19 protein-coding genes are annotated in these 20760 nt (G+C 65.1%); 7 read left to right on the top strand and 12 right to left on the bottom strand.

Annotated features, from left to right (window positions below):
• Positions 1-88 precede the first annotated feature (88 nt).
• Positions 89-2578 carry a DUF1631 domain-containing protein gene (locus BMY52_RS07630; protein WP_090253208.1) on the bottom strand — a complete coding sequence of 830 codons (2490 nt, stop codon included), beginning with the start codon at positions 2576-2578 and terminating at the stop codon, positions 89-91.
• A 120-nt stretch (positions 2579-2698) separates the two neighbouring features.
• Here BMY52_RS07630 and BMY52_RS07625 point away from each other — a divergent pair, with 120 nt between their 5' ends.
• Positions 2699-3580 (top strand): HDOD domain-containing protein, encoded by an 882-nt coding sequence (locus BMY52_RS07625; RefSeq protein WP_090252976.1) that lies wholly within the window; start codon positions 2699-2701, stop codon positions 3578-3580.
• Positions 3581-3599: 19 nt separating this feature from the next.
• On the opposite strand, the gene BMY52_RS07620 is transcribed toward BMY52_RS07625, so the two are convergent.
• The 3 genes from BMY52_RS07620 to BMY52_RS07610 all read right to left on the bottom strand — a co-directional run bounded on the left by BMY52_RS07620 (position 3600) and on the right by BMY52_RS07610 (position 5047).
• Complete coding sequence (locus BMY52_RS07620) at positions 3600-3881, bottom strand: acylphosphatase (protein ID WP_090252974.1); 282 nt, start codon at positions 3879-3881, stop codon at positions 3600-3602.
• A gap of 131 nt (positions 3882-4012) precedes the next feature.
• Positions 4013-4606, bottom strand: a complete 594-nt coding sequence (locus tag BMY52_RS15625) for a LysM peptidoglycan-binding domain-containing protein (protein ID WP_245740689.1) — start codon at positions 4604-4606, stop codon at positions 4013-4015.
• A gap of 105 nt (positions 4607-4711) precedes the next feature.
• Positions 4712-5047 (bottom strand): DUF4398 domain-containing protein, encoded by a 336-nt coding sequence (locus tag BMY52_RS07610; protein WP_238627287.1) that lies wholly within the window; start codon positions 5045-5047, stop codon positions 4712-4714.
• A 139-nt stretch (positions 5048-5186) separates the two neighbouring features.
• Here BMY52_RS07610 and wrbA point away from each other — a divergent pair, with 139 nt between their 5' ends.
• Both wrbA and BMY52_RS07600 read left to right on the top strand, forming a co-directional pair.
• On the top strand, positions 5187-5813 hold the full coding sequence (gene wrbA, locus BMY52_RS07605; RefSeq protein ID WP_090252972.1) for an NAD(P)H:quinone oxidoreductase: 627 nt from the start codon (positions 5187-5189) through the stop codon (positions 5811-5813).
• A 10-nt stretch (positions 5814-5823) separates the two neighbouring features.
• Complete coding sequence (locus BMY52_RS07600) at positions 5824-6171, top strand: DUF2069 domain-containing protein (protein WP_090252969.1); 348 nt, start codon at positions 5824-5826, stop codon at positions 6169-6171.
• Here the strand turns inward: BMY52_RS07600 and hda are convergent.
• Genes hda through BMY52_RS07585 form a run of 3 tightly spaced genes read right to left on the bottom strand, consistent with a single transcriptional unit; the run spans position 6168 to position 8513 of the window.
• Positions 6168-6875 (bottom strand): DnaA regulatory inactivator Hda, encoded by a 708-nt coding sequence (gene hda / locus BMY52_RS07595; RefSeq protein ID WP_090252967.1) that lies wholly within the window; start codon positions 6873-6875, stop codon positions 6168-6170. The genes BMY52_RS07600 and hda overlap by 4 nt on opposite strands.
• Before the next feature lie 4 nt (positions 6876-6879).
• Positions 6880-7449 (bottom strand): CDP-alcohol phosphatidyltransferase family protein, encoded by a 570-nt coding sequence (locus BMY52_RS07590; protein ID WP_090252964.1) that lies wholly within the window; start codon positions 7447-7449, stop codon positions 6880-6882.
• Positions 7446-8513, bottom strand: a complete 1068-nt coding sequence (locus BMY52_RS07585; protein WP_177169890.1) for a DUF2066 domain-containing protein — start codon at positions 8511-8513, stop codon at positions 7446-7448. The genes BMY52_RS07590 and BMY52_RS07585 overlap by 4 nt, the downstream gene beginning before the upstream one ends.
• 200 nt (positions 8514-8713) lie before the next feature.
• Between BMY52_RS07585 and purM the strand changes: the two genes are divergently transcribed.
• From purM to BMY52_RS07565, 4 genes are read left to right on the top strand one after another with little or no spacing between them, the layout of a single operon-like run.
• Positions 8714-9769 carry a phosphoribosylformylglycinamidine cyclo-ligase gene (gene purM, locus BMY52_RS07580; protein ID WP_090252959.1) on the top strand — a complete coding sequence of 352 codons (1056 nt, stop codon included), beginning with the start codon at positions 8714-8716 and terminating at the stop codon, positions 9767-9769.
• Positions 9769-10440, top strand: coding sequence for a phosphoribosylglycinamide formyltransferase (gene purN, locus BMY52_RS07575; protein ID WP_090252957.1), 672 nt, complete (start codon positions 9769-9771; stop codon positions 10438-10440). Before purM ends, purN begins: the two co-directional genes overlap by 1 nt.
• A 34-nt stretch (positions 10441-10474) precedes the next feature.
• Entirely contained in the window at positions 10475-11212 is a 738-nt protein-coding gene (locus BMY52_RS07570) for a DUF3108 domain-containing protein (protein WP_245740686.1), read from the top strand.
• Positions 11213-11235: 23 nt separating this feature from the next.
• Positions 11236-12672 (top strand): dihydrolipoyl dehydrogenase family protein, encoded by a 1437-nt coding sequence (locus tag BMY52_RS07565; protein WP_090252950.1) that lies wholly within the window; start codon positions 11236-11238, stop codon positions 12670-12672.
• 7 nt (positions 12673-12679) lie between these two features.
• Here BMY52_RS07565 and pmbA read toward each other — a convergent pair whose 3' ends face one another.
• The 5 genes from pmbA to BMY52_RS07540 form a co-directional block, all read right to left on the bottom strand.
• Positions 12680-14026 carry a metalloprotease PmbA gene (gene pmbA, locus BMY52_RS07560; protein ID WP_177169889.1) on the bottom strand — a complete coding sequence of 449 codons (1347 nt, stop codon included), beginning with the start codon at positions 14024-14026 and terminating at the stop codon, positions 12680-12682.
• 84 nt (positions 14027-14110) lie between these two features.
• Positions 14111-15556, bottom strand: coding sequence for a metalloprotease TldD (gene tldD / locus BMY52_RS07555; protein ID WP_090252947.1), 1446 nt, complete (start codon positions 15554-15556; stop codon positions 14111-14113).
• A 142-nt stretch (positions 15557-15698) separates the two neighbouring features.
• Positions 15699-16523, bottom strand: coding sequence for a carbon-nitrogen hydrolase family protein (locus BMY52_RS07550; RefSeq protein ID WP_281244074.1), 825 nt, complete (start codon positions 16521-16523; stop codon positions 15699-15701).
• Between the two features lie 18 nt (positions 16524-16541).
• Positions 16542-16889, bottom strand: a complete 348-nt coding sequence (locus BMY52_RS07545; protein ID WP_143050444.1) for a hypothetical protein — start codon at positions 16887-16889, stop codon at positions 16542-16544.
• Positions 16890-16933: 44 nt separating this feature from the next.
• Positions 16934-20752 (bottom strand): YhdP family protein, encoded by a 3819-nt coding sequence (locus tag BMY52_RS07540; protein ID WP_090252942.1) that lies wholly within the window; start codon positions 20750-20752, stop codon positions 16934-16936.
• Between the last annotated feature and the right edge of the window lie 8 nt (positions 20753-20760).

Here is a 20760-nt window from a genome sequence, read left to right as displayed (position 1 = left end):
GGGTACTCCCGTCTGTGGGGGTGGACAGATGGAAAAACCCGCTAATAAAACCACAAACCCATCATGGGTGGCTAGGGGCGCCACCGGATTACCCCGCTCTCAGGCTGGACATGAGGGTTTCAATGGCCCGATCAAAGACGGGCACATCCTCGATGATCCGCGCCCGGCCAGCCCTGAACTCCGCCGCCAGGGCATGGGAGGTCATCTCTCGAACCTTCAGGCCCTGACGATTGACGAAAAAGTACTTGCCACTGATGAGACTTTTCCAGGACAGCTTGATCCGCTCGGGCTGATTCTCCGCATCCAGCAGTTCCAGCCAGGTGCCCTCGGCCAGTTCCCGGGCGGTCATCAGATGCAGATCCTCCACGGCATCGTCCCCATTCGCTTCTTCCTCCGGCCACGCCGGCGTGGCCTGACCAGGCACGCTGAAGCGACCCTCGGAGATCAGCTGATTGATTTCCGCCACTTTGCGGGCCATGAAGGAACGACCATCGTGGATATCCTCAGGAATGCCTTCCGGCGGGGCCTCACGAGCCGATGGCTGAAGAAGGGGATCCGGCCCGCCCCCCCCATGAGCGGGTACCGGGTTCACGGCCTGCGCCTGGGCAGCGGGAGCGGCTGAGGCCTTCACCCCCTCCGGGTCCATCGGCTCGTCCGGATCCAGCCCCTCGATCGAGGCCAGTGCAGCGGCATCCTCGGAGGAGAGGGGCTTTTTCACCATCCGGGTGTGCTCTTGTGCCAACAGGGCCATGACCTGCTGCTGCTCTTCTGGTGGCCGCGCCATACGGGTCATGCCATCCTGGAGTGCCTTGAGCAACGAGGGCAGCAGGCCCATGAGTTGCTCCCGTTCATCCTGACGTTGCTTGGGAATAAGGCTCCATACCAGCAGCGAGGCCACGTTCAAGGCCTTTTGCCATAATTGACTGTGCTGACCATTCTTCAGATAGATCAGCACCAGCAATTCCTTCCATGTGTGGCGCAGCAGATGATCAACGGGTTCCGGCAGGTCACGCCCATCGATCACCCGCTCAATGGCCTCGTCGGCCACCCCCCGGGCCAGCAGCAGATTCTCGCGGCCCTGAGTGGCCAGGGCTGCTTGCTCCTCCCGCTGGGCGGCTCGTTCGGCCTGCTGGGCACAGAAGGTCTGCAGATCCTCAAGGACCGATTCGAAGATGCCCACATCATCCTCGAAGTCGTTCAGCAGACGCTCCACCAGGGATTCGATCTTGACCTTCAGCCCTTCCTCTTCATCGGCAGCCTCGGACCACCCCACGCCCACCCGGGATAATTCCGTCAGCAGGCGACGGGCCGGATGGCGCTTGCGACTGAAGAAGCTCTTGTCCAGCAGCGCCACCTTGAGTACGGGGATCTGCAAGCGACCAATGAGTTCCTTGATGGGGGCGGGCAACGCAGCGTCGTCGAAGATGAATTCAAACAGCATGGCCACAATATCAATGGCCGATTCGTCCATGCCGTTCAGGGCGACTGCCTGATCCCCCCCCGTGTTCAGCGCACCAACCACGGCGCCCTTGAGTTCCGCGGCCCCGCCTGCGGCAACGCCCATATGCCCCTGGGAGGGCAGAGAGGAAAGCGCGGCGATCACCGAGCCCATATCGGCTGTGACCGTTCCGGCATGCCCGGCAACCGCACCGCCCGAGCCAGAAGCCCCGCCTGGCGCACCCGGCCCCATCATCCCGGGCCGACCACGCGGTTGGGCAGCAGCCCCCTGGCCTCGACGCCCCACCCAGTGTCGCAGCAGCGCCACCAGGTCACCCTCGTCGTCATCGCCATCGGCCTCGTGCCCCCCTGCCCCGTCCGCGTCATCACCCGTGGAGCCACCCAAGGTCCCTCCACGGTGCTCCGGGCCACCCCCCCCTCCCCGACTCTCATGGCGCAGGTCCGGGAGGATGCGCATCTCCACCAGATAACGGTTGATCTCGTGATACAGCGGGCCCAGGCGGGTGACCACGAACTGGTCAAAGAGCTTGAAAATGATCAGACGGATGCGGATATCCACGTCCAGCACCTGCATGGCATCCCGGAACCCTCGGCAGAACGCAATGGGATCTACCGGGTTGTCCTCCTCGTTCAAGCGGGATCGCTCCATCACCGCAGACAGACGCCGCGCGATGGCCTGCAGGTCGTGTTCATTCAGTCGCCGGGCCTTACCCACCATGCCATCAATGGCCAGGTTTTCCTCCAGTTCCTCCTCATCCACCAGGCTGAGTTCGTCCGACTCGACGGTCGACGTCTTTGAGGTTCCGGGCTTGGCCCGCAGACACAGGTCGAAGACCCGTGCCATCTGCGTGGCATACTCGCTTTCCATGGTGGAGCGCTGCCGCCGCAGTTCCCGCATGGCATCGAAATAGGCTGTCTGCGAGCGGTTATCCTCGGCCTTCTCGGCCAGCTTGAACAAGGCATCGTCGGCATTGTCCAGCATCTCCCGCAACAGCGGTTCCACGTGACGGGTCGACAGGTTGCGGCAATGCCCCAGAATCTGGATGGGCAGGCGCCCCCCCGCCTTCTGTTGGCCTGGGGCCTTGAACGCGACCACGTTTTGTACGGCTTTCTCGTTCATGGCAATGCCCTGGGGTTGCTTCAAACCGTTCCCGGCGCGGTTGACTTCAGTGTCTTATAGTCCATAGTTAGGTTTGGGAAACGCGACAAGATTCAAATATTTTCGAGACCAATCAAGCGCATGGGTGAACTTTCAGACAAGCGGTTCGATCTCGACGACCTGTTGAAGGACGTCTCGCACCTGATTTCTCCGCCGGAGATCATCATCCGGCTGCGCCAGGCACTGGAGGCACCCCACTCTTCGGCCAACAGCATTGCCGCCATTGTGACACAGGACCCCAACCTGAGTGCCCAGGTGCTGCATCTGGCCAACTCGGCCATGTACGGCCTGCCGAACCGGATCGACACGGTCTCCCGGGCCATCTCCATTATCGGTACGAGGGCCCTCTACCATCTGGCCCTGGCGGTCAGCGCAACGAACACCTTCTCGCGCCTGCCCTGCGAGCTGGTCAACGTGGCCGTATTCTGGCGTCACAGCATCTTCACGGCCCTGGTGGCCCGCTCCCTGGCGCAGCGCTGCCATGTACTGCATCCAGAAAGATTATTTGTGGCCGGGCTGCTGCATGACGTGGGCAGTCTGGTGCTGTACAGCCAGTACCCGGAGGCGCTTCGTGAGGCCCTGATGATCTCCCAGGGCAACGAACAGGTACTGGCGGAACAGGAGCGGGAAATCCTGGGGTTTGATCACGCTGACGTGGGTGGGGAACTGCTGCGCATCTGGGGCCTGCCACCGGTCCTGCAGGAGGCCGTGGGGCGGCACCACCGGCCCGGCGCTGCTCACCAGGCCAGCCTGGAAGTATCGGTGGTGCACCTGGCCGATGCCCTGAGCAATCGCACCGAGCAGGGCAGTTTCAGTGAATATGGCGGCTACGCGTGCCTGGTGGATCCAGGCATCTGGACGACACTGAAACTGGAGGAAGAAGACACGGACGATATCTGGGACGAGATCACGCCCCAGTTTCTGGAAATCCTCACCGTCATCGTGCCCCGGGCCAGGGCCTGAGACCGGGGTCCTTGGCACCTCAACGGGTGTGGAACCCGGGCTCCACCCGTCCGGCGAAGGCCTCGCAGTCGACACTGTCCACCCGGGCCTTGGGTGGCCCCTGGCGCAGCCATTGCCCGAGTGACTCAAGTGCGGATTCCGGACCCTGGGCCACGACTTCCACGCGCCCATCCGACAGGTTCATGGCATACCCATCCAGTCCCAATGCTTGCGCCTTGTCCTGGGTGGAGGCCCGAAAGAACACACCCTGCACCCGGCCTGATATCCAGCAACGCATGGCCTGATGGTCGGCTTGCGACATGATGCTTGACTCCGTATCGGTCTGCCTTGCGGCAGGTAGTGGGTATCACAACGCGGAAGGGCCCGCCAAGGCGGGCCCTTTGATCGAGCACTGCGGCACTGATCACCCCCCGGGCTCAAAGGCCCTGGGGATCACTGCCGGGCAGACAGCCCATACTGGTCCAGGTAGCGCCCGTCCGAGCGCTCCACCGGACCCACCTGCCAGGCGCCCCGCGTACGGGCATGCCGTACAGCATCATCCACATCCGCCGAGGCAGGATCCCGTTCGATGCGCAGCTGCTGGCCGGGGTAGATCAGGTCAGCGTCGCGGATCCTGTCCACATTGGCACGATAGATCAGCGGCCACTGGTAGGGGTTGCCGTACACGGAACTCTTGCCCGAGATCTTCCAGAGGCTGTCACCCCGTTGCACATCATAAGACATGAAACTGGGCTCGGACTCCGGTTCCGGCTTGGGCTCGGCCGGGGGCGGCGCCGGTTCGGGTTCGGGTTCGGGCGCAGGCTCCGAAGCACGCGCGAACAATTGCGGATCGCAGTGCTCGCTGGCCCGCGCCTCGGTCCAGTAAGGGGTGCGCCAGCATTCGCCCGAGGCGTTGGTCACATATTCGCCGCTCGCATCAACCAGATAGGCTGTGCCCACGGGCGTCTCCGACACGGTGGCACAACCCGACAGCAATGCGACAGACGCGACCCCCGCCAACAGTATCGTATTCTTTTTGGTTTTCACGGCGACAGACTCCCTTTTGAATCCTGAGAAGCGAGCACAGGGTCAATTCCCCATGACCACTGAGTTTAGACGATCCCGCGATGCAAGGCGAACGTCGCCGAAGGGTCAGTCCCCGGACTGAATCCGTGCTTCAATGGCCAGACGCTTGGCCTCCTTGGCCTTATAGCGCGCCGACCGGTACTCACCCTGCTGGAGTCGGGTTTCGGCCTGCTCCAGCAATTCACGGGAACGCTGGTAGGTCTCGCCCGCCCGGTCCGGTGCCTGGGCTTCCTCGGCGGCCCGCAGGGCCTGCCGGGCATCGCTCATCTCCTGAACGGGCGGCGTCGTGGCACAGCCGGACAACATCAGCAAACCGCCCATGAACAGGCCCAGGGCGTATAATGTGCCTCGACGTCGACCGGCGGGGCGGAGAAGGAAAGGCAGGGTGCGATGCGAATTCACGATGGCTTCGGGGGCTCCCGTGACGGATTTACAGACCCTAGCACCAGGAAAGAAAATCGTCAAGACAACAATCACCTACAGACAAAACCTTTGATGACTGTTTAAATACTGTTCATCCCAAGGCCCAGCAGGAGTGAGCATGACACTCAATCCCCAGGCAGAGATTCTTGTCGTCTATTACAGCCGTTACGGCGCCACCGCCACAATGGCGCGTCACGTGGCACGCGGCGTTGAAGAGGTGGGTGGTTGCACGGCTCGACTGCGCACCCTTCCTCCAGTATCCGCCACTTGCGAGGCGGTGGAGGACGCCATCCCGGCGGACGGTCCACCCTACGCAACCATGGAAGACCTGAAAGCCTGCGACGGCGCAGCCTTTGGCACGCCCACGCGCTTTGGCAACATGGCTGCACCCCTGAAGTATTTTCTTGACCAGACCAGTAACCTCTGGTTCGCCGGGAATCTGGCGGGCAAGCCCGCGGGGGTATTCACCTCAACCGCCACACAGCATGGCGGCCAGGAGTCCACGCTGCTGAGCATGATCACCCCGTTGCTGCATCACGGCATGCTCATCGTCGGCGTACCCTATACGGAATCCGCCCTGACCGAGACCACCTCTGGCGGAACCCCCTATGGCCCCAGTCATGTGGCAGGCCCCAAGGGAGACAACCCCCTGACCGAACACGAAAGGGTACTCTGTCATGCCCTGGGCCGCCGCCTGGCCCGCACAGCCCTTGCCCTCAAGCAGGGCAGCGACCCAAAGGGATAACGTCGTGTCGATGCGCAACTACCGGATATTGACCCTGGGTGGGTTCTTTGGATTGCTGGCGCTGATCCTGATCGCCACCACCTGGGCCTCTCCTCCCGAGGATTTCCCCCGCTCCCTGCTCCTGCTGCTGTTGGGCGGCCCACTGCTGCTCCCCTTGCGAGGACTGCTGCACGGGCGCACCCAGGCCCACATCTGGGGCAGTCTGCTGGCCCTGCCCTATGTGGTGATCGGTGTGGCCATGGCCACAACAGGAAGCCATCAGGCTTACGGACTGCTGATGCTGGTACTGAGCCTGGTGTTTTTTGCCGGATGCCTCGGCTATGTAAAGACTGCCCGGGGCGAGACCCGAAAACCTTAGTCCCGCTGAAGCACCTTGCGCACGAAAGGCAGCGTGATCTTGCGTTTGTCCCGGAGCGAGGCCTTGTCCAGACGGTCCAAAAGCCCCATCAGGGAGGTCAGATCACGACGCTGATGGCGCAGCAGATAGTCGCAGGCATCCGGGGGCAAATCGAACCCCCGGCGACGCGCCCGGCGCGCCAGCACCTCACGTTTGTGGGCATCGCTGAGTTCGTGGAGCTGAAACACCGGCCCCCAGAGCAGCCGCGAACGCAGATCCGGCAGGGCCACGGACAACGACTGAGGGGCCGTGCGTGAGGCCAGCAGCAGGCGGGTGCCGGCATCACGCTGACGGTTGATGAAGTCGAACAGGGCCCGTTCGAAATCCGCCGCCCGCGGCATCCGATCCAGTTCATCCAGGGCGATGAGATCCAGCCCTTCCCAACCATCCAGGACCTCGGGACCACTGTCCGCCAACAACTGCATGGGCAGGTAGGCAATTCGCCCCCCTGACCGGGAGACATGGTGGCAGGCCGCCTCCAGCAGGTGAGTCTTGCCGCAGCCGGCATCACCGAAAAGATAGACCTGAGGCTCACCCGTCCCCTGGGCGACCGCACGCACCGCCTCCGGGCCCAGGGGATGGTCTCCGGAATGAAAGACATCGAAGGTGGCGCCATCACGCAGGGCCACATCCAGGGTCAGTTGCTGGGTTGGTTTCTGGGTCATGAGGTCATCGCGGGGGGTCGACGGTGGCACGGCCGTGATGGAAGGCCTTGCGCGTCCAGGCCACCACATAGGCCAGGCCGCTGCTGACCGTGGTGAGCAGCACCAGCACCAGCAATCCCTCCAGATACCAGGCCGGCAGGGAGAACACCCCTGCGCTCACGATGACCGAGAGCACCAGCACGATCTGCATGAAGGTGTTCACCTTGCTGATGAACAGCGGCTGCATCTCCAGGCTGCGCGTCACCGCCCGGAAGGCCAGGGCGCCGCTGAGGATGATCACCTCCCGGGCCACCACCAGGACCACCAGCCACCAGGGCAGCAGCCCCGTCCAGGCCACGGTGAAGTAGGTGCTCACCACCAGCACCTTATCCGCCAGCGGATCCAGGTATCCGCCCAGCCGGGTATACCAGCCGTAACGGCGCACGAGCCAGCCATCAAGGGCATCGGACAGGCCGGCCAGGAGCAGCAACCCAAGGACCAGCCCGTAGGCTTCCGCCAGCAGCGCCCAGATGATGGGCACTGTCAGGGCAATGCGCAGCAACGTAATCGTGTTGGGAAGTTGGCGCAGGCTCACCGAATCAACCTGAAACCAAGAACCGGGTCGGCCTCTTGGTCGTCATTGTTCAAGGACGTGGGCGTGAGGGTGCCGCCCAGTCGTGCGGCCCGTTCAATGTCTCTGGCCTCGCCACGCACCTGCACCAGAAACAAGGCGCGATCCGCATCCAGTCCCCGGGGCTGCACACGGCTCACCGGGGCCATCTCCGAGAGGTGTCGACCCACACGCAGGTAGTCGGACAGAGAGCTCACCCCTGCCACCGACACCATCACGCCATCCTGGTCCTGCTGCAAACCCGTGACCACCATCTGCCGGCTCAGGCTGTTCGCCACCTGGTCCACACCCTGGCGCATGAGACCTGTCAGACCCTCATCACGCATCTCCCAGGAAGGGTCGGAATCATCCGCATGCAACTGAAAGCGCCCCTCCCAGCCCCCGTCGCTCTCGCGAATGCGCACCACGAGCATGCCGTCAGGGCTGTAGCGGGCGGACGCCTCGCGCAGGACATCCTCGAAGCCACCCAGCACATCGGCAGGGCCGACGCGTGCCTGGTCTTCCATGTCCAGCAGGGGGAAGATCAACGGCAGGCCACGCTCGCGGGCCACCCGCTCCATGGCGCGGCGCGCTTCACCGGCATCCTGATCGCCCACCAGCCGTCGCTCGCCATCACCCTGCAGCAACATCCAGACCAGCAGCGCCGGCCTGTCCTGCCCCCAGACCGGCAGGCCACTGTCACGCAGGAATTGCTCCAGGGGGGCGGTATCAAAGCGTACCCAGAGGGTATCATCGCCATCCGGCTGTTCCCGGTAACGGTATTGGCGAACATGACGGGGGGCCTGCTCCAGAAACTCTGCCACGCGCTCATCCTCCGCCAGGGCACGGTCTCCGGTGAGCTTGACCACCACTTGACTCAAGGCCCTGGAGAAGGCCTCGGCACGCTCGGGACGATCGCGGGACTCCACCGGCACCTGGGCCTCGTCGAGACCCGCCGGAGGCAACGCCGCCGCGGCCGGGGCTCCGGCCAGGACGGCCAGCGCCAGAACCACGGATAGGAACGGCCGAAACTGAACAGCTGATTTCATGGCACCGGGACTAGGGCTAGGGGTGTCTGGGTGGCTAAAATACCATAACTGCCCGGCCCGCCGCCTCGGTTTACAGCAACACCCGGCGTCGCTAACATCACAGCCCCCGTCAGCACCCGGCAGGCACCGGTTCGCGACCCGATTGCCGGCCCTGCCCCGCCAAGCGCCGGCCGGCATCCATCCATTCAAGGACATGCATCATGGCCCAGAACGACAAACCACCCACCCAGGGCATCCGTTATCAGGATGCCGGCGTCAACATCGACGCAGGCAACGCCCTGGTGGAGCGCATCAAGCCCCATGCCCAACGCACCCGACGCCCAGGGGTGATGACCGGCCTGGGCAGCTTTGGCGCCCTGTTCGAGCTTCCCTGGCAGGATTACCGGGAGCCGGTGCTGGTCTCCGGCACGGATGGCGTGGGCACCAAGCTGAAGCTGGCCCAGCAACTGGGACGCCATGACAGCATTGGCATTGACCTGGTCGGCATGTGCGTCAACGACATCATCGTCCAGGGGGCCGAGCCCCTGTTCTTTCTGGACTACTATGCCACCGGCGCCCTGGACGTGGACACCGCCGCCGATGTGGTCAAGGGCATTGCCGACGGCTGCGCCCTGGCAGGCTGCGCCCTGGTGGGCGGGGAAACCGCCGAGATGCCGGGCATGTATGGTGATGGTGAATACGATCTGGCCGGCTTTGCCGTGGGCATCGTGGAAAAATCCCGTCTGATCGACGGCAGCCGGGTAGCCTCCGGAGACATCCTGCTGGGCCTTGAGGCCTCCGGCCCCCATTCCAACGGCTATTCCCTGATCCGGCGCCTGATCGAGCTGACCGACGCGGATCTGGATGCCCCCTGCGGCGAGGTGACCCTGGGTGAGGCCCTGATGGCGCCCACGCGGATCTACGTCAAACCCCTGCTGGCCCTGCTGAAGGCCCAGCCGGTGCATGCCCTGGCCCACATCACCGGCGGCGGCCTGCTGGAGAATCTGCCACGGGTGATGCCCGAGGGGACCCTTGCCCGGGTGAACCCGGATGCCTGGCCAAGACCGGCCGTGTTCGACTGGCTGCGTCAGGCCGGCGGCGTGGAGGAACGGGAAATGCTGCGCACCTTCAACTGCGGCATCGGCATGGTGGTGGTCTTACCACCCGAGGCGGTGGATGCCGCCCAGGACCTCCTGGGGGCCGAGGGCATCAACAGCTGGCGCCTGGGCGAGATCGCCCCGGCCGAGGGTGAGCCGTCCGTGGAGCTGGTGCGCTGATGCCCACGGATGCACAACCGGGCATCGTGGTGCTCATCTCCGGTTCGGGCACCAACCTGCAGGCCCTGATCGATGCCGCGGGCGATGGCCGCATCCCCGGACGCATCCGCGCCGTCATCAGCAACCGTCCCGACGTGGCCGGCCTTGAGCGCGCTGCACGGGCGGGGATTCACCATGAAGTCATCAATCATCAGGATTATGATACCCGGGAGGCCTTTGATGCGGCCCTGATGACCGGCATCGACGCCCACGGACCGGATCTGGTGGTACTGGCCGGGTTCATGCGCGTGCTCACCCCGGGCTTTGTGGGTCATTACTCTGGCCGGCTGCTCAACATCCACCCTTCCCTGCTGCCTGCCTATCGAGGCTTGCACACCCATGAACGGGCGCTTGAAGACGGTGTCGAACATCACGGCTGCAGCATCCATTTCGTCAATACCGAACTGGACGGTGGTCCGGTCATCATCCAGGCCCGGGTAGCAGTGCTGGCGGATGACACACCCGATACCCTGGCCGACCGCGTGCAGCAACAGGAACACCGCATTTATCCCCAGGTGGTGCGCTGGTTCTGCCAGGGGCGGCTGACACTCGCAGACGGACAGGTATGGCTTGATGAAAAACCCTTGCACAGCCCTCTCCAGGTGGAGGCGGACACGCCACTGGATTCCTGACCGGGCGCAAGGTGGCGCGCCGCCCGGCACACGCGTGCACCGGCCAGCCTGGCCGCTGGCCATGGCGCTGGGCCTGACGCTGATACTGGCATGCCTGCCAGTGGCGGCCCAGTCGATGCCCTTCGTCCCGCCTTCCTACACCGCCGAATACGAGGCCCAGAAACTGGGCCTCTCGGTGGTCGGGCACATCACCCTGACCCGCGAGGGGCAGTTCCTCCGCTACCGGGCACGCCTGCGGCCCACTGGCGTGCTCTCCTGGGTGCGCAGCGATGAGATCATCGAGCAGAGCATCATGCGCCTGACACCTCAGGGGCTGCGCAGCGAGGAATACCTCTACAGCCATACCGGCGGCAGTCGCGAGCGGTTGACGGAGAGCCGTTTCGACTGGGAGGCCTACCAGGTGACCGGCGTCCACAACGGCAAGCCCTTCGAACTGGATCTGCCCCCGGAGGCGGTGGACCGTTTCGCCCTGCAACTGGCCATGATCAATAAACTGCGCCAGGGCGAGAAGGCCTTTAGCCAGACCATTGTGGACCGTCACCGCGTGCGCACCTATCACTTTACCGTGGGTGAGCCACGCAGTATCACCACACCCATGGGGACGATGGAAGCGATCCCCGTGATCCGGGAGATCAAGGATCGGGACACCACCGTCAGCACCTGGTTCGCGCCCCGCATGAACTACCTGCCAGTACGCCTGGAGCAGGAGCAAAACGGGGACAAGGTGGTTCTCAACATCCGCTCCCTGGAGTGGCACGACCCCCCTCTTTAACCCCCTACCCACCGGGAGCCCCCATGCCAGACAAGACACCCAAGGCCGTTGACCTGGCAGTGATTGGATCCGGACCCGGTGGCTATCGGGCGGCGGTGCTGGGTGCCCTGCGGGGATTGTCGGTGGTCATCATCGAAAAGGCCGAGTGGGGGGGCTGTTGCCTCAATCGCGGCTGCGTTCCCAAGAAGGCCTGGTACCACACCGCCCGCCTCGTGGCATCCCAATCCCGCTTCGCCGACCGGGGGCTGGAGGGCAGGCTCAGTGCCCGAATGGACCAGGCCTGGATCCACCAGCGCTCTGTGGTGGAACGCATCCGGAACAGCTACCAGGATTACCTGCATCACCTGAAGGTTGCCACGCTGACGGGTCATGCGCGTTTTCAGGATTCCCACACGCTGGTCGTGGCGACACAGGACGACGAACACACCGTCGCCGCCCGGCATATCATCATCGCCACCGGTGCCCATAGCCACGTTCCCGCACCCTTCAAGGCCGTGCCGGGCCGGGTGCTCACCAGCGACATGCTGTTCGACGCGCCGCCGCCCCCCGGTGACCGTGTTGCCATGATCGGCAGTGGGGTGGTGGCCACGGAATTCGCTTTCATCTTCAGTCAAATGGGCAAGGAGGTCACCTGGCTGGCCCGATCAGCCATGCTCCGACGCCTGAACTTCAGCCGCCCGGCCCTGAGTGCCCTGCGGGATGCGCTCTCGGCTCGGGGGGTGACATTGCAAAGCGGTGTGACCTTCGACTCCGTGGAGGTCCACGATGATGGGGTCACCCTGGGCCTTGCGGGTGACAAGACGGTGACGGTGGACTGGGTCTGCCTCGGCACGGGGCGGATACCCCACACCGAGGGGTTGGCCCTGGAGGCCGCCGGGGTGGAGACGGATGAGGCGGGCTTTGTGCGGCGCGACGGACATCTGCGCACCACGGCCGATACCGTGTATGCCATCGGCGATGTGGCCAGCCACTGGATGACGGCCAATCATGCCCTGTCCGATGCCACGGTGGCCATCCAGAACATCCTCACGGGCAATACCCGTCAGCAGGACGCCGGGCAGGTGCCCGTGGTGGTCTACAGCGCCCTGGAACTGGCCCGCCTGGGCCTGGACGAGGACACCGCGGAGGATGCCGGCCACGAACCCGCGGTGGGATTCGCCGCCTTCGAGACATCTCCCTGTGCCCTGGGCCAGGATGATACGGCGGGATTTGTCCGGCTCATCGCCGACATGGACACGGCCGCCCTGCTGGGCGGCGAGATCACGGGCGCCCAGGCGGGGGAATTGATCCATCTGCTGTCCCTGGCCCCGGACCGTGAGACGGCCCTGGCCTGGATTGCCCGTGGCCGCTTCAACCACCCGGCCCGGGCCGAGGAGGTGCTCAACGCGGTGGAGACCCTGGCCGGCAAGTGGGGCCTGAGAGAGTCGATCTTCGGTACCGGGATTTGTACCCGGGGATGAAAGGGGCCTATTCCCCCGCCACGGTCAGGCCGTCAATGAGCAGTGAGCCGGTACGCACGTTGCCGCGCAGGTCCATGTCCGAACCCACTGCCCGCAAGTTGTGGAACATGTCCTTGAGGTTGCCGGCCACGGTGATCTCCTCCACTGGATACTGGATCTCCCCATTCTCCACCCAGAAACCGGCTGCGCCCCGGGAATAGTCGCCGGTGACCATGTTGACGCCATGGCCAATAAGCTCCGTCACCAGCAGGCCCGTGCCCATCTCCCGAAGCAACTGCTCGAAATCCATGGGCCCCGGATCGATGGTCAGATTGCGCAGACCCCCTGCGTTACCGGTGCTCTGCATGCCCAGCTTGCGGGCCGCGTAGGTGTCCAGGGCATAGGACTCCAGCCGTCCGCCGCTGACCAGATCCCGGGCCTGGGTCGCCACGCCCTCGTTGTCGAAGGGCGCACTGCCCAGGGCCCGGAGGATGTGCGGCTGCTCGTGGATGTGCACGAATTCAGGGAAGATCGGCTCGCCCAGTTGATCCACCAGGAACGAGGCCTTGCGATACAGGGTACTGCCCCGGATGGCGCCGATGAAATGACCGAGCACCGAACGGGCCACATCCGGGGAATACAGCACCGGACAGCGCCGGGTCGACAGGCGACGCCCTCCCAGGCGCCGCAGGGCCCGGTCAGCGGCCTCCACACCCACGGCCTCGGCCGCCTCCAGGGCATCCCGGTGACGAGCCACCGTGTACCAGTAGTCGCGCTGCATGTTGCCGGCGTCATCACCGGCCAGCACCGAACAACTCAGGGCATGCCGGGTGGTGGCATACCCACCCACGAAGCCGTGCGTATTGCCGTACACCGCAGTGCCGCGAAAGCTGTTGATCCCGGCCCCCTCGGAATTGACGATGCGGGCATCCCGCTCCCGGGCGGCCGCCTCACAGGCGCGGGCGATGTCAATGCCTTCATCGGCGGTCAGCCCCCAGGGATGATCCAGGTCCAGGGCGGGGTAGTCCCGCGCCATCAGTGCCGCATCGGCCAGCCCGGCGCACGGGTCCTCGGCCGTGTAACGGGCGATGCGGCAGGCGGCCTCAGCCGCCTCGCGGAGCGACGCGGGCTTGAGATCGGACGTGCTGGCCGTGCCCTTGCGCTGCCCCATGTAGACGGTCACGGCAATGCCCTGATCCTTGTGATACTCAAGGGTTTCCACCTCACCCAGGCGCACATTCACCGACAGCCCGGCATCCTGGCTGGCGCCCGCCTCGGCGGAGGTGGCGCCGGCGCGACGGGCCTCGTCCAATACCTGGCCAACGATGGCTTCCAGATCTTTCTCGTCCAGGGCCGGGGTGGTTGTTTCCGACATGGGGGCTCCTTTGTGGGGTAAGTGCATGACTGCCAGGGAATGCGCCAGGGACGGTGGGTGCCGATCCGGCGTGGAAATGAACGATCAGTGGCTGGTGCCACCCACCGTGAGGCCGTCCACCCGCAGGGTGGGCTGACCCACGCCCACCGGGACGCTTTGGCCCTCCTTGCCACAGGTGCCCACGCCGGTGTCCAGATCCAGATCATTGCCCACCATGGATACCCGGGTGAGCACGTCGGGCCCGTTGCCGATCAAGGTGGCCCCCTTCACCGGCCGGGTGATCCTGCCACCCTCGATGAGATAGGCCTCCGAAGCGGAGAACACGAACTTACCGGAAGTGATGTCCACCTGCCCACCACCAAAGTTGACGGCATAAAGCCCCTTGTCCACGGAGGCGATGATCTCTGCCGGATCGTGGGGTCCGGCCAGCATGTAGGTGTTGGTCATGCGCGGCATGGGCAGGTGAGCGTAGGACTCCCGGCGCCCGTTACCCGTGGGCGCAAGTCCCATGAGACGGGCATTCAGGCGATCCTGCATGAAACACTTGAGGACACCATCCTCGATCAGCGTAGTGGACTGGGTGGGCGTGCCCTCATCATCCACGTTCAACGATCCGCGGCGTCCCTCCAGGGTGCCATCGTCCACGACCGTCACCCCGGGGGCGGCCACCCGTTGCCCCATGCGTCCACTGAAGGCCGAGGTCCCCTTGCGGTTGAAATCACCCTCCAGGCCGTGGCCGATGGCCTCGTGCAGCAGCACCCCCGGCCAGCCCGAGCCCAGCACCACCGTCATGGTCCCAGCGGGGGCATCCACCGCGTCCAGGTTCAGCAGGGCCTGACGAGCCGCCTCGCGGGCGTAGCCCAGGCCGCGTTCCTTTTCCAGAAAGAAGCCGTAGCCGGTGCGGCCCCCGCCCCCACTGGAGCCCTGTTCACGGCGCCCTTCCCGATCCTCGGCAATCACATGCACATTCATGCGCACCAGGGGCCGGATGTCGGCTGCCAGGGTGCCTTCGGTATTGAGCACCATGACCACCTCGTGGACGCCGGCGAGGCTGACCACGACCTGACTGATGCGCGGATCCTGTCCACGGGCCTCGGCATCCAGGGCCTGCAGCAGTTCGATCTTGGCCTGCTCGTCCAGGGTGCCCAGAGGGTCCACCGGCAGATACAGACGATGCGCCGGTGCGGCACGTCGCACCGGTACGCTGCCATCTTGATGGTCACGCCCGATGGCCCGGGCGGTCATGGCCGCCTCCATCAGCGAGGCCGGCGCGATCTCGTCGGTGTAGGCAAACCCGGTCTTGTCGCCACTGAGGGCACGCACCCCCACGCCCTGTTCGATGTTGTACCCCCCCTCCTTGACGATGCCATCTTCCAGCACCCAGGACTCGTGCCGGGCCAGTTGAAAGTACAGATCGCCGCCATCCAGCCCGGGACCGGCCAGGGTGCCCAGCACCCGGTCCAGATCTGAATCGGTCAGGCCGGAGGGATCAAGCAGATGCTGACGTGCGGTTTCCAGTGTCTGGGTCATGTAAGGGGCCTTCCGGGTTTGGGATCGCTGACAACGCATCCCGGGCACAGTGCCGGGCATGGAGTCAGTGTTGGGGGGCTGAGTCCGTAATTCAAGCCCGAAGGCCCAGGGGTTTTTATGCCCGCCGGGCCTCCGGCCACCCTCAGGTCAGGTCGCAGGACAAGCGCCGGTGATAGATCGAGGGGAAGCTGCGACGGATGACCTTCTGGCGTTCCGGATCCAGCTGGCCACACACCACACCGGAGCCCCGGGGCAGGCGGTCCAGCACATTGCCCCAGGGATCCACCACCATGCTGTCACCGTGGGTCTCGCGACCGTTCACGTGGTATCCCCCCTGGGCGGCGGCCACCACGTAGACCTGGTTCTCGATGGCACGGGCCCGCAACAGGGGCTCCCAGTGGGCACGCCCCGTCACGGCAGTGAAGGCCGCTGGCAGGGCGATGATCTCGGCGCCCCGGTCCAGCAGCCCGCGAAAGAGCTCCGGAAAGCGCAGGTCATAGCACACTGCAAGGCCGAGCACCCCGAAAGGCGTCTCCACCACCACCACCTGATCACCACTGGCGATGGTATCGGATTCCTCGTAGTGTTCCTCGTTGTCCGGCAGACGCACATCGAACAGGTGGATCTTATCGTAACGACCGACCTGTTGCCCCTGATCGTCATACACAAGGCAACTGGCGTAAATCTTCCCGGGGTCGGGGCACTTCAGGGGCACGGTCCCCCCCACCAGCCAGATACCATGCTGACGGGCCTGCTCGGCCAGAAAGTCCTGGATGGGGCCCTGACCTTCCGCCTCGCGAACCTCCACCTTGTCGATCTCGTTCATGCCCATCAGGGCAAAATTCTCCGGCAGCACCACCAGGCCGGCCCCTGACTGGGCAGCCACGGTGATCAGGCGTCGCGTTTCCTGCAGATTGGCGGTCAGGTTGGTACCCGAGGCCATTTGAATGGCGGCGGCAATCGTCACGTTGAGTCCCTTGGGTGTTCAGGGTGATGGATTGAGGGTGAGTTCGATGTGTGCTTCCAGATCATCCGTGGGCGCCTGCTGGATGTGCTCGGAGGGCACGCCCAGGGCCACCAGCCAGTCCTGCAGTTCCGCCACCCAGAGATGCCCCTGCTCACCCGCAGGGTGACGCAGCACGATGTGACCGCCACGACTGGACTCGTAGCGGGACAGGATGCTGCGCAGCGCGGGCTCGGACACCAGGGATCCCGCATCGCGGGGACGGGACCAGGTATCGGCACTCATGGAGTAAACGGGCTCGCCGGCCATGGCCAGCATGGGCGCGGCCAGGAGGTACGGGATCAGCGCCCTGCAGAGGTTCGGCAACATGACGGTACTATAGCAATACTCAGATGAAATTGACGAACAGCCACCTACTCCCCACCTCGCGCCACGCCCTCCACAAGAGGGCTGGACCAGGGGCCGGTCACGCGGTATTCCACCCGGGAGGCCTCGTCGATATGCTCACCCACGCCCGCCACCCGATCAAAGACGAATACCGCCAGGCCCGCCACTGGCCCACCCAGCAGGGCCCCCGCCAGAGGCAGGGCACCGCGTACACTGGGGGTGACCACGATGGTCTGGTCATAATCCCGATCCACCAACCCGGTACGTCCCTGGATACGGATGCGAGCAGCGGGGCCCTCGATGCGCAGATCCGGAGTATGTACATTGCCCCCGGACAGCCGGAAGCTACCGACGAGCTCATCGAAGACAAAGCCCCGCTGGAAAAAATCACGGAAGTCGAGAGCCAGGCGCCGTGGCAGCAAGTTGAGACTGAACAGGCCCAGCAGGCGTCCCGCGCCAGGTTCCAGTTCAATGAGGCGGCCATCCCTTACCCGCAGATCACCCGCGCCCTCCAGCGCAGCCAGATCAAAGCGGTCAGGGGCGTCGGGCCACTCCAGGATGGCTTCTACCCGCGCCCGTCCGCCACTGAAGGCATGATTGAAACCCAAATCGGTGAGACCACGGCCCAGATCGTCACTGTCCAGTTTGAGTTCCAGCCGGGTGTGATGTTGACCTGCTTCATCCACAGTCCAATGGCCCTGCATCCGGCCCCGCAACTGATCCCCCGCCGTAACCGCCCGGCCCTCCCGGATCAGCAGCCCGTCGCGGGTGAGTTCGGTCACCAGCCTCACCGGGCCAAAGCGTCGCCCCTCAAGGGCCACGGTGCCCAGGCTCACGTCCAGCGGCGGCAATCGACGTGGGTCCATCGGGGCCCGTGGCCCTTGCCCCGTATCGCCGGGACTGAGTTGATCCAGATCCAGCAGGTCCAGTTCCATGACCAGGGGTGTTCCATCATCGGGTGTCACCGGGATCAGCACCTGGCCCAGCACCAGCGGTGAGGCCAGTTGCAGATCCCAGTGACCGGCGTTCCGTCGGGCATGGAGATCCACATCCCGGGTCTGGCGACCACCGGCCAGGCTGACCGTTCCCAGGTGCAGATCCACTTCCTTGAGCGCCCCGCCCGCACCATCCAGAGGGGCCGCCTCCAGGTCAGAGACCAGCGTCCACCAGTCGTCCACATCCACCTGGTCCAGCCGACCCACCACCCGAAACCCCTCACTCGGCAACAGGGCCGCCCCACGGCCCATACGCAACTCGCCCGTCATCGCGCCGGACTCATCAACCCCTGACTCATCAACCAGGGAGACAACGGCCTGGATCCCCCCGTCAAGGTATGCCCGGAGGGGACGGCCGGCGGCTCCCAGGGGAATCTCCACTTCCAGGGGGCGGCTGGATGAACGGGGCTTGTCAAAGGGCGCTGGCAGGCTTGAGGCCACCCCCACCAGGTCGGAGGCCAAACGCAGGCTGGGCGCGCTCTCCGGGGGGATGAGCAGGTGGGCCCGCCAGAGGGAGGCCCCTTCCAGCCGGGATACCACCGCCCGGGGAACGGCCTCGCCAAGCAGGGCACGAATCGACTGCATTCCTTCAGCCTCGGCCTGTAGCTCACCATTGGCGAAGCGATCCAGCCTCAGGGTCACAGGGACATCATTGAATCGGGCCGAGAGATCCTGGGCCTGCACGGTCCGTTCCGTGAAATCCACCTGCCCCCGGATGGACTCCAGGGCCAGGTCGCGCCCCTCCAGGGCCAGGCGGTTGCCCTGGAGGGTGAACACACCCTCCACTTGATCGGGACGCTCCATGGCATCTCGCCCCTGCAGGGGAATGTCCAGCTGCAGGTCCAGTTGCCCCTCGCCCTCGACCTGCAGCTGGGCAAGCCAGGTTTCCAGACCCTCGCCCAGCGGGCTTGTCGAGACGTAGCGAAGATAATCCACGAGCCGCCCCTGGACCCCACCCTCGATGTCGAGGCGCGGGCTGCGAAGGTCTTCGATCCGCACCCGGGCATCGGTGACACGCGCATTGGACAGACGCCCCCGAACAGCGCGCGCCTCCATGCCTTGATTGTCAAAGATCAGCTCGCCGGAGAAGTCCTCGAACCGTGGCCAGCCCTCCTGGTAATTCAGGATGCCGTCCTCAAGGCGTGCCCGCACCAGGAACCGCCCCTCCTGATCCCGGAAGGGAAAGGCGGCAAAGGGACCACGAAACAGCAGGCTGCCGGAGACCACACGCCCCTCCACCACGGCCCGGCTCACCCAGTTGTCCACATTCCCGGGCAGGATGCCCCGCGGCAGATAATGTGCCAGGCGGGCACCGTTACCCTCGCTGAATGCCAAAGCCAGGTCCATGCCCGGCGCCTGGCCCAGGGTCACCTGGCCCCTGGCCCGGGTCTGGATATCCTCGTTGGCCAGGAGCAGATCCTGCGTGCCCAGCACCAGGCCCTCAGGCCCCTGTTGCCAGTGGATCGTGCCTTGAGCAGTATCCGCCCACAGGGGATGGTCAAACAGATCCGGCAGGGTCAGTTCCAACCCCGGGCTGTCCACCCACAGTTCACCCTCCTCACCCGTGAAGGCAAAGCCACCCTCCAGCCCACGCACCCCCGGCACGGCACCATGGGGAGAGAGGCCCACCCCCCGGAAATGTCCATCTGCATGCAGGTTTGGTGGGGCATCGGTGGGCAGCTGCAGGTTGAGGGTCACCTGATGCACCGTGCCCCTGGGAGCCAGAGCGGAGACGGCGTCCTGCCAGGCATGCTCCAGAACCCGCTGGTGCGCCCACAAGGGCGCGATATCATCCAGACGCAGATAGTCGATATGACCCTGCAGTTGGCGGCCCCCATCCTCCTTCCGATAGCGCAGCTCGAACCCGCCCTCCGGCCAACTCAGCTCCTGGCGCTCCAGTTGCACATCGCTGCCCCGCAAGCGCCAGCCTGTCTGCTCCCGTTCCCACAGCAGGCGTCCGGCCACATGCTCCAGGCCAGCGGGCACCCCCTCGCTGCCCTCCCCGGCCGCCAGTTCAAGTTCACGTCCTTCCAGTTCCACATGAACCTGCTCCACCTGACCCCGGTCCCAGGTGAGCCACAGCCGGGTACCCATACGGCCCGACGCCAGCCCCAGGCGCTGGCTCGCCTCTCTGGGCAGGCCCTGAACCTGCAGATCCTGGGCCTGAAGGTAGGCCCGCCCGCGCCATTGATCCCGCTTCTCGGACAGGCGCAGGTCCATGCCCACGCGCAGGGCATGCCCCAACTGGGCAGGCAGGAAGACATCGCCCGCCAGCCGCAGCCGATTGGCCTCCAGGGCCACGGCCAGGTTCAGGTCATCAAACTGGTAATCGATCCCCAGGGTGCGATCTTCCCAGCGCAGGCGACTGTCGACGAGGTTGAAACGGCGCCCGGCCAGGAGTTCGGTGAGATCGGTGGGTGCCGCCGACGGCGTGGCCTCATCGGCGGGGGCGGCCCCCTGGACCCGGACACGGCCGGAGGCATCCCGCAGCACATGCACATCGGCATCCCGCACCCGCACCCGACCGAAGGCGGGTTCGCCCCGCCACAGGCTGGCGAACGGGTTCACATCCAGTTGCAGGCCGCCCACTTCCAGCAGTGCCGCGGGCTGTTCAGGGGCCTGGATGCGCACATCGACCAGGCTGACCCGGGCAGAGACCAGGCGCCAGCGGATGTCCAGTTCGCCCACGGTCACCGGGTGGCCCGCCAGTTCGGAGAGTTCCGCTTCCAGGCGCGCTTCCAGCCCCGGCAGGCGGGGAACCATCAGCCGCAGGGCCAGGGTCAACGCAGCCAGCAGAACGACAGTGACGACGGCAACCCGGATGGAGAACTCGAGAATCCTGGCGGACAAGTGATCTG

This window comes from Ectothiorhodospira marina, from assembly GCF_900109495.1.
Taxonomy (GTDB): domain Bacteria; phylum Pseudomonadota; class Gammaproteobacteria; order Ectothiorhodospirales; family Ectothiorhodospiraceae; genus Ectothiorhodospira; species Ectothiorhodospira marina.
This window is presented reverse-complemented; position numbering and strand designations above follow the sequence as displayed.

Bases quoted from the DNA above. Each gene is read 5' to 3' on its own strand.
- BMY52_RS07620 (WP_090252974.1), bottom strand. From the start codon at position 3,881: ATGTCGCAAGCCGACCATCAGGCCATGCGTTGCTGGATATCAGGCCGG.
- tldD (WP_090252947.1), bottom strand. From the start codon at position 15,556: ATGACCCAGACACTGGAAACCGCACGTCAGCATCTGCTTGATCCCTCC.
- purN (WP_090252957.1), top strand. From the start codon at position 9,769: ATGCCCACGGATGCACAACCGGGCATCGTGGTGCTCATCTCCGGTTCG.
- BMY52_RS07565 (WP_090252950.1), top strand. From the start codon at position 11,236: ATGCCAGACAAGACACCCAAGGCCGTTGACCTGGCAGTGATTGGATCC.
- purM (WP_090252959.1), top strand. From the start codon at position 8,714: ATGGCCCAGAACGACAAACCACCCACCCAGGGCATCCGTTATCAGGAT.
- hda (WP_090252967.1), bottom strand. From the start codon at position 6,875: ATGACCCAGAAACCAACCCAGCAACTGACCCTGGATGTGGCCCTGCGT.
- wrbA (WP_090252972.1), top strand. From the start codon at position 5,187: ATGACACTCAATCCCCAGGCAGAGATTCTTGTCGTCTATTACAGCCGT.
- BMY52_RS07545 (WP_143050444.1), bottom strand. From the start codon at position 16,889: ATGTTGCCGAACCTCTGCAGGGCGCTGATCCCGTACCTCCTGGCCGCG.
- pmbA (WP_177169889.1), bottom strand. From the start codon at position 14,026: ATGTCGGAAACAACCACCCCGGCCCTGGACGAGAAAGATCTGGAAGCC.
- BMY52_RS07630 (WP_090253208.1), bottom strand. From the start codon at position 2,578: ATGAACGAGAAAGCCGTACAAAACGTGGTCGCGTTCAAGGCCCCAGGC.
- BMY52_RS07600 (WP_090252969.1), top strand. From the start codon at position 5,824: ATGCGCAACTACCGGATATTGACCCTGGGTGGGTTCTTTGGATTGCTG.
- BMY52_RS07585 (WP_177169890.1), bottom strand. From the start codon at position 8,513: ATGAAATCAGCTGTTCAGTTTCGGCCGTTCCTATCCGTGGTTCTGGCG.
- BMY52_RS07625 (WP_090252976.1), top strand. From the start codon at position 2,699: ATGGGTGAACTTTCAGACAAGCGGTTCGATCTCGACGACCTGTTGAAG.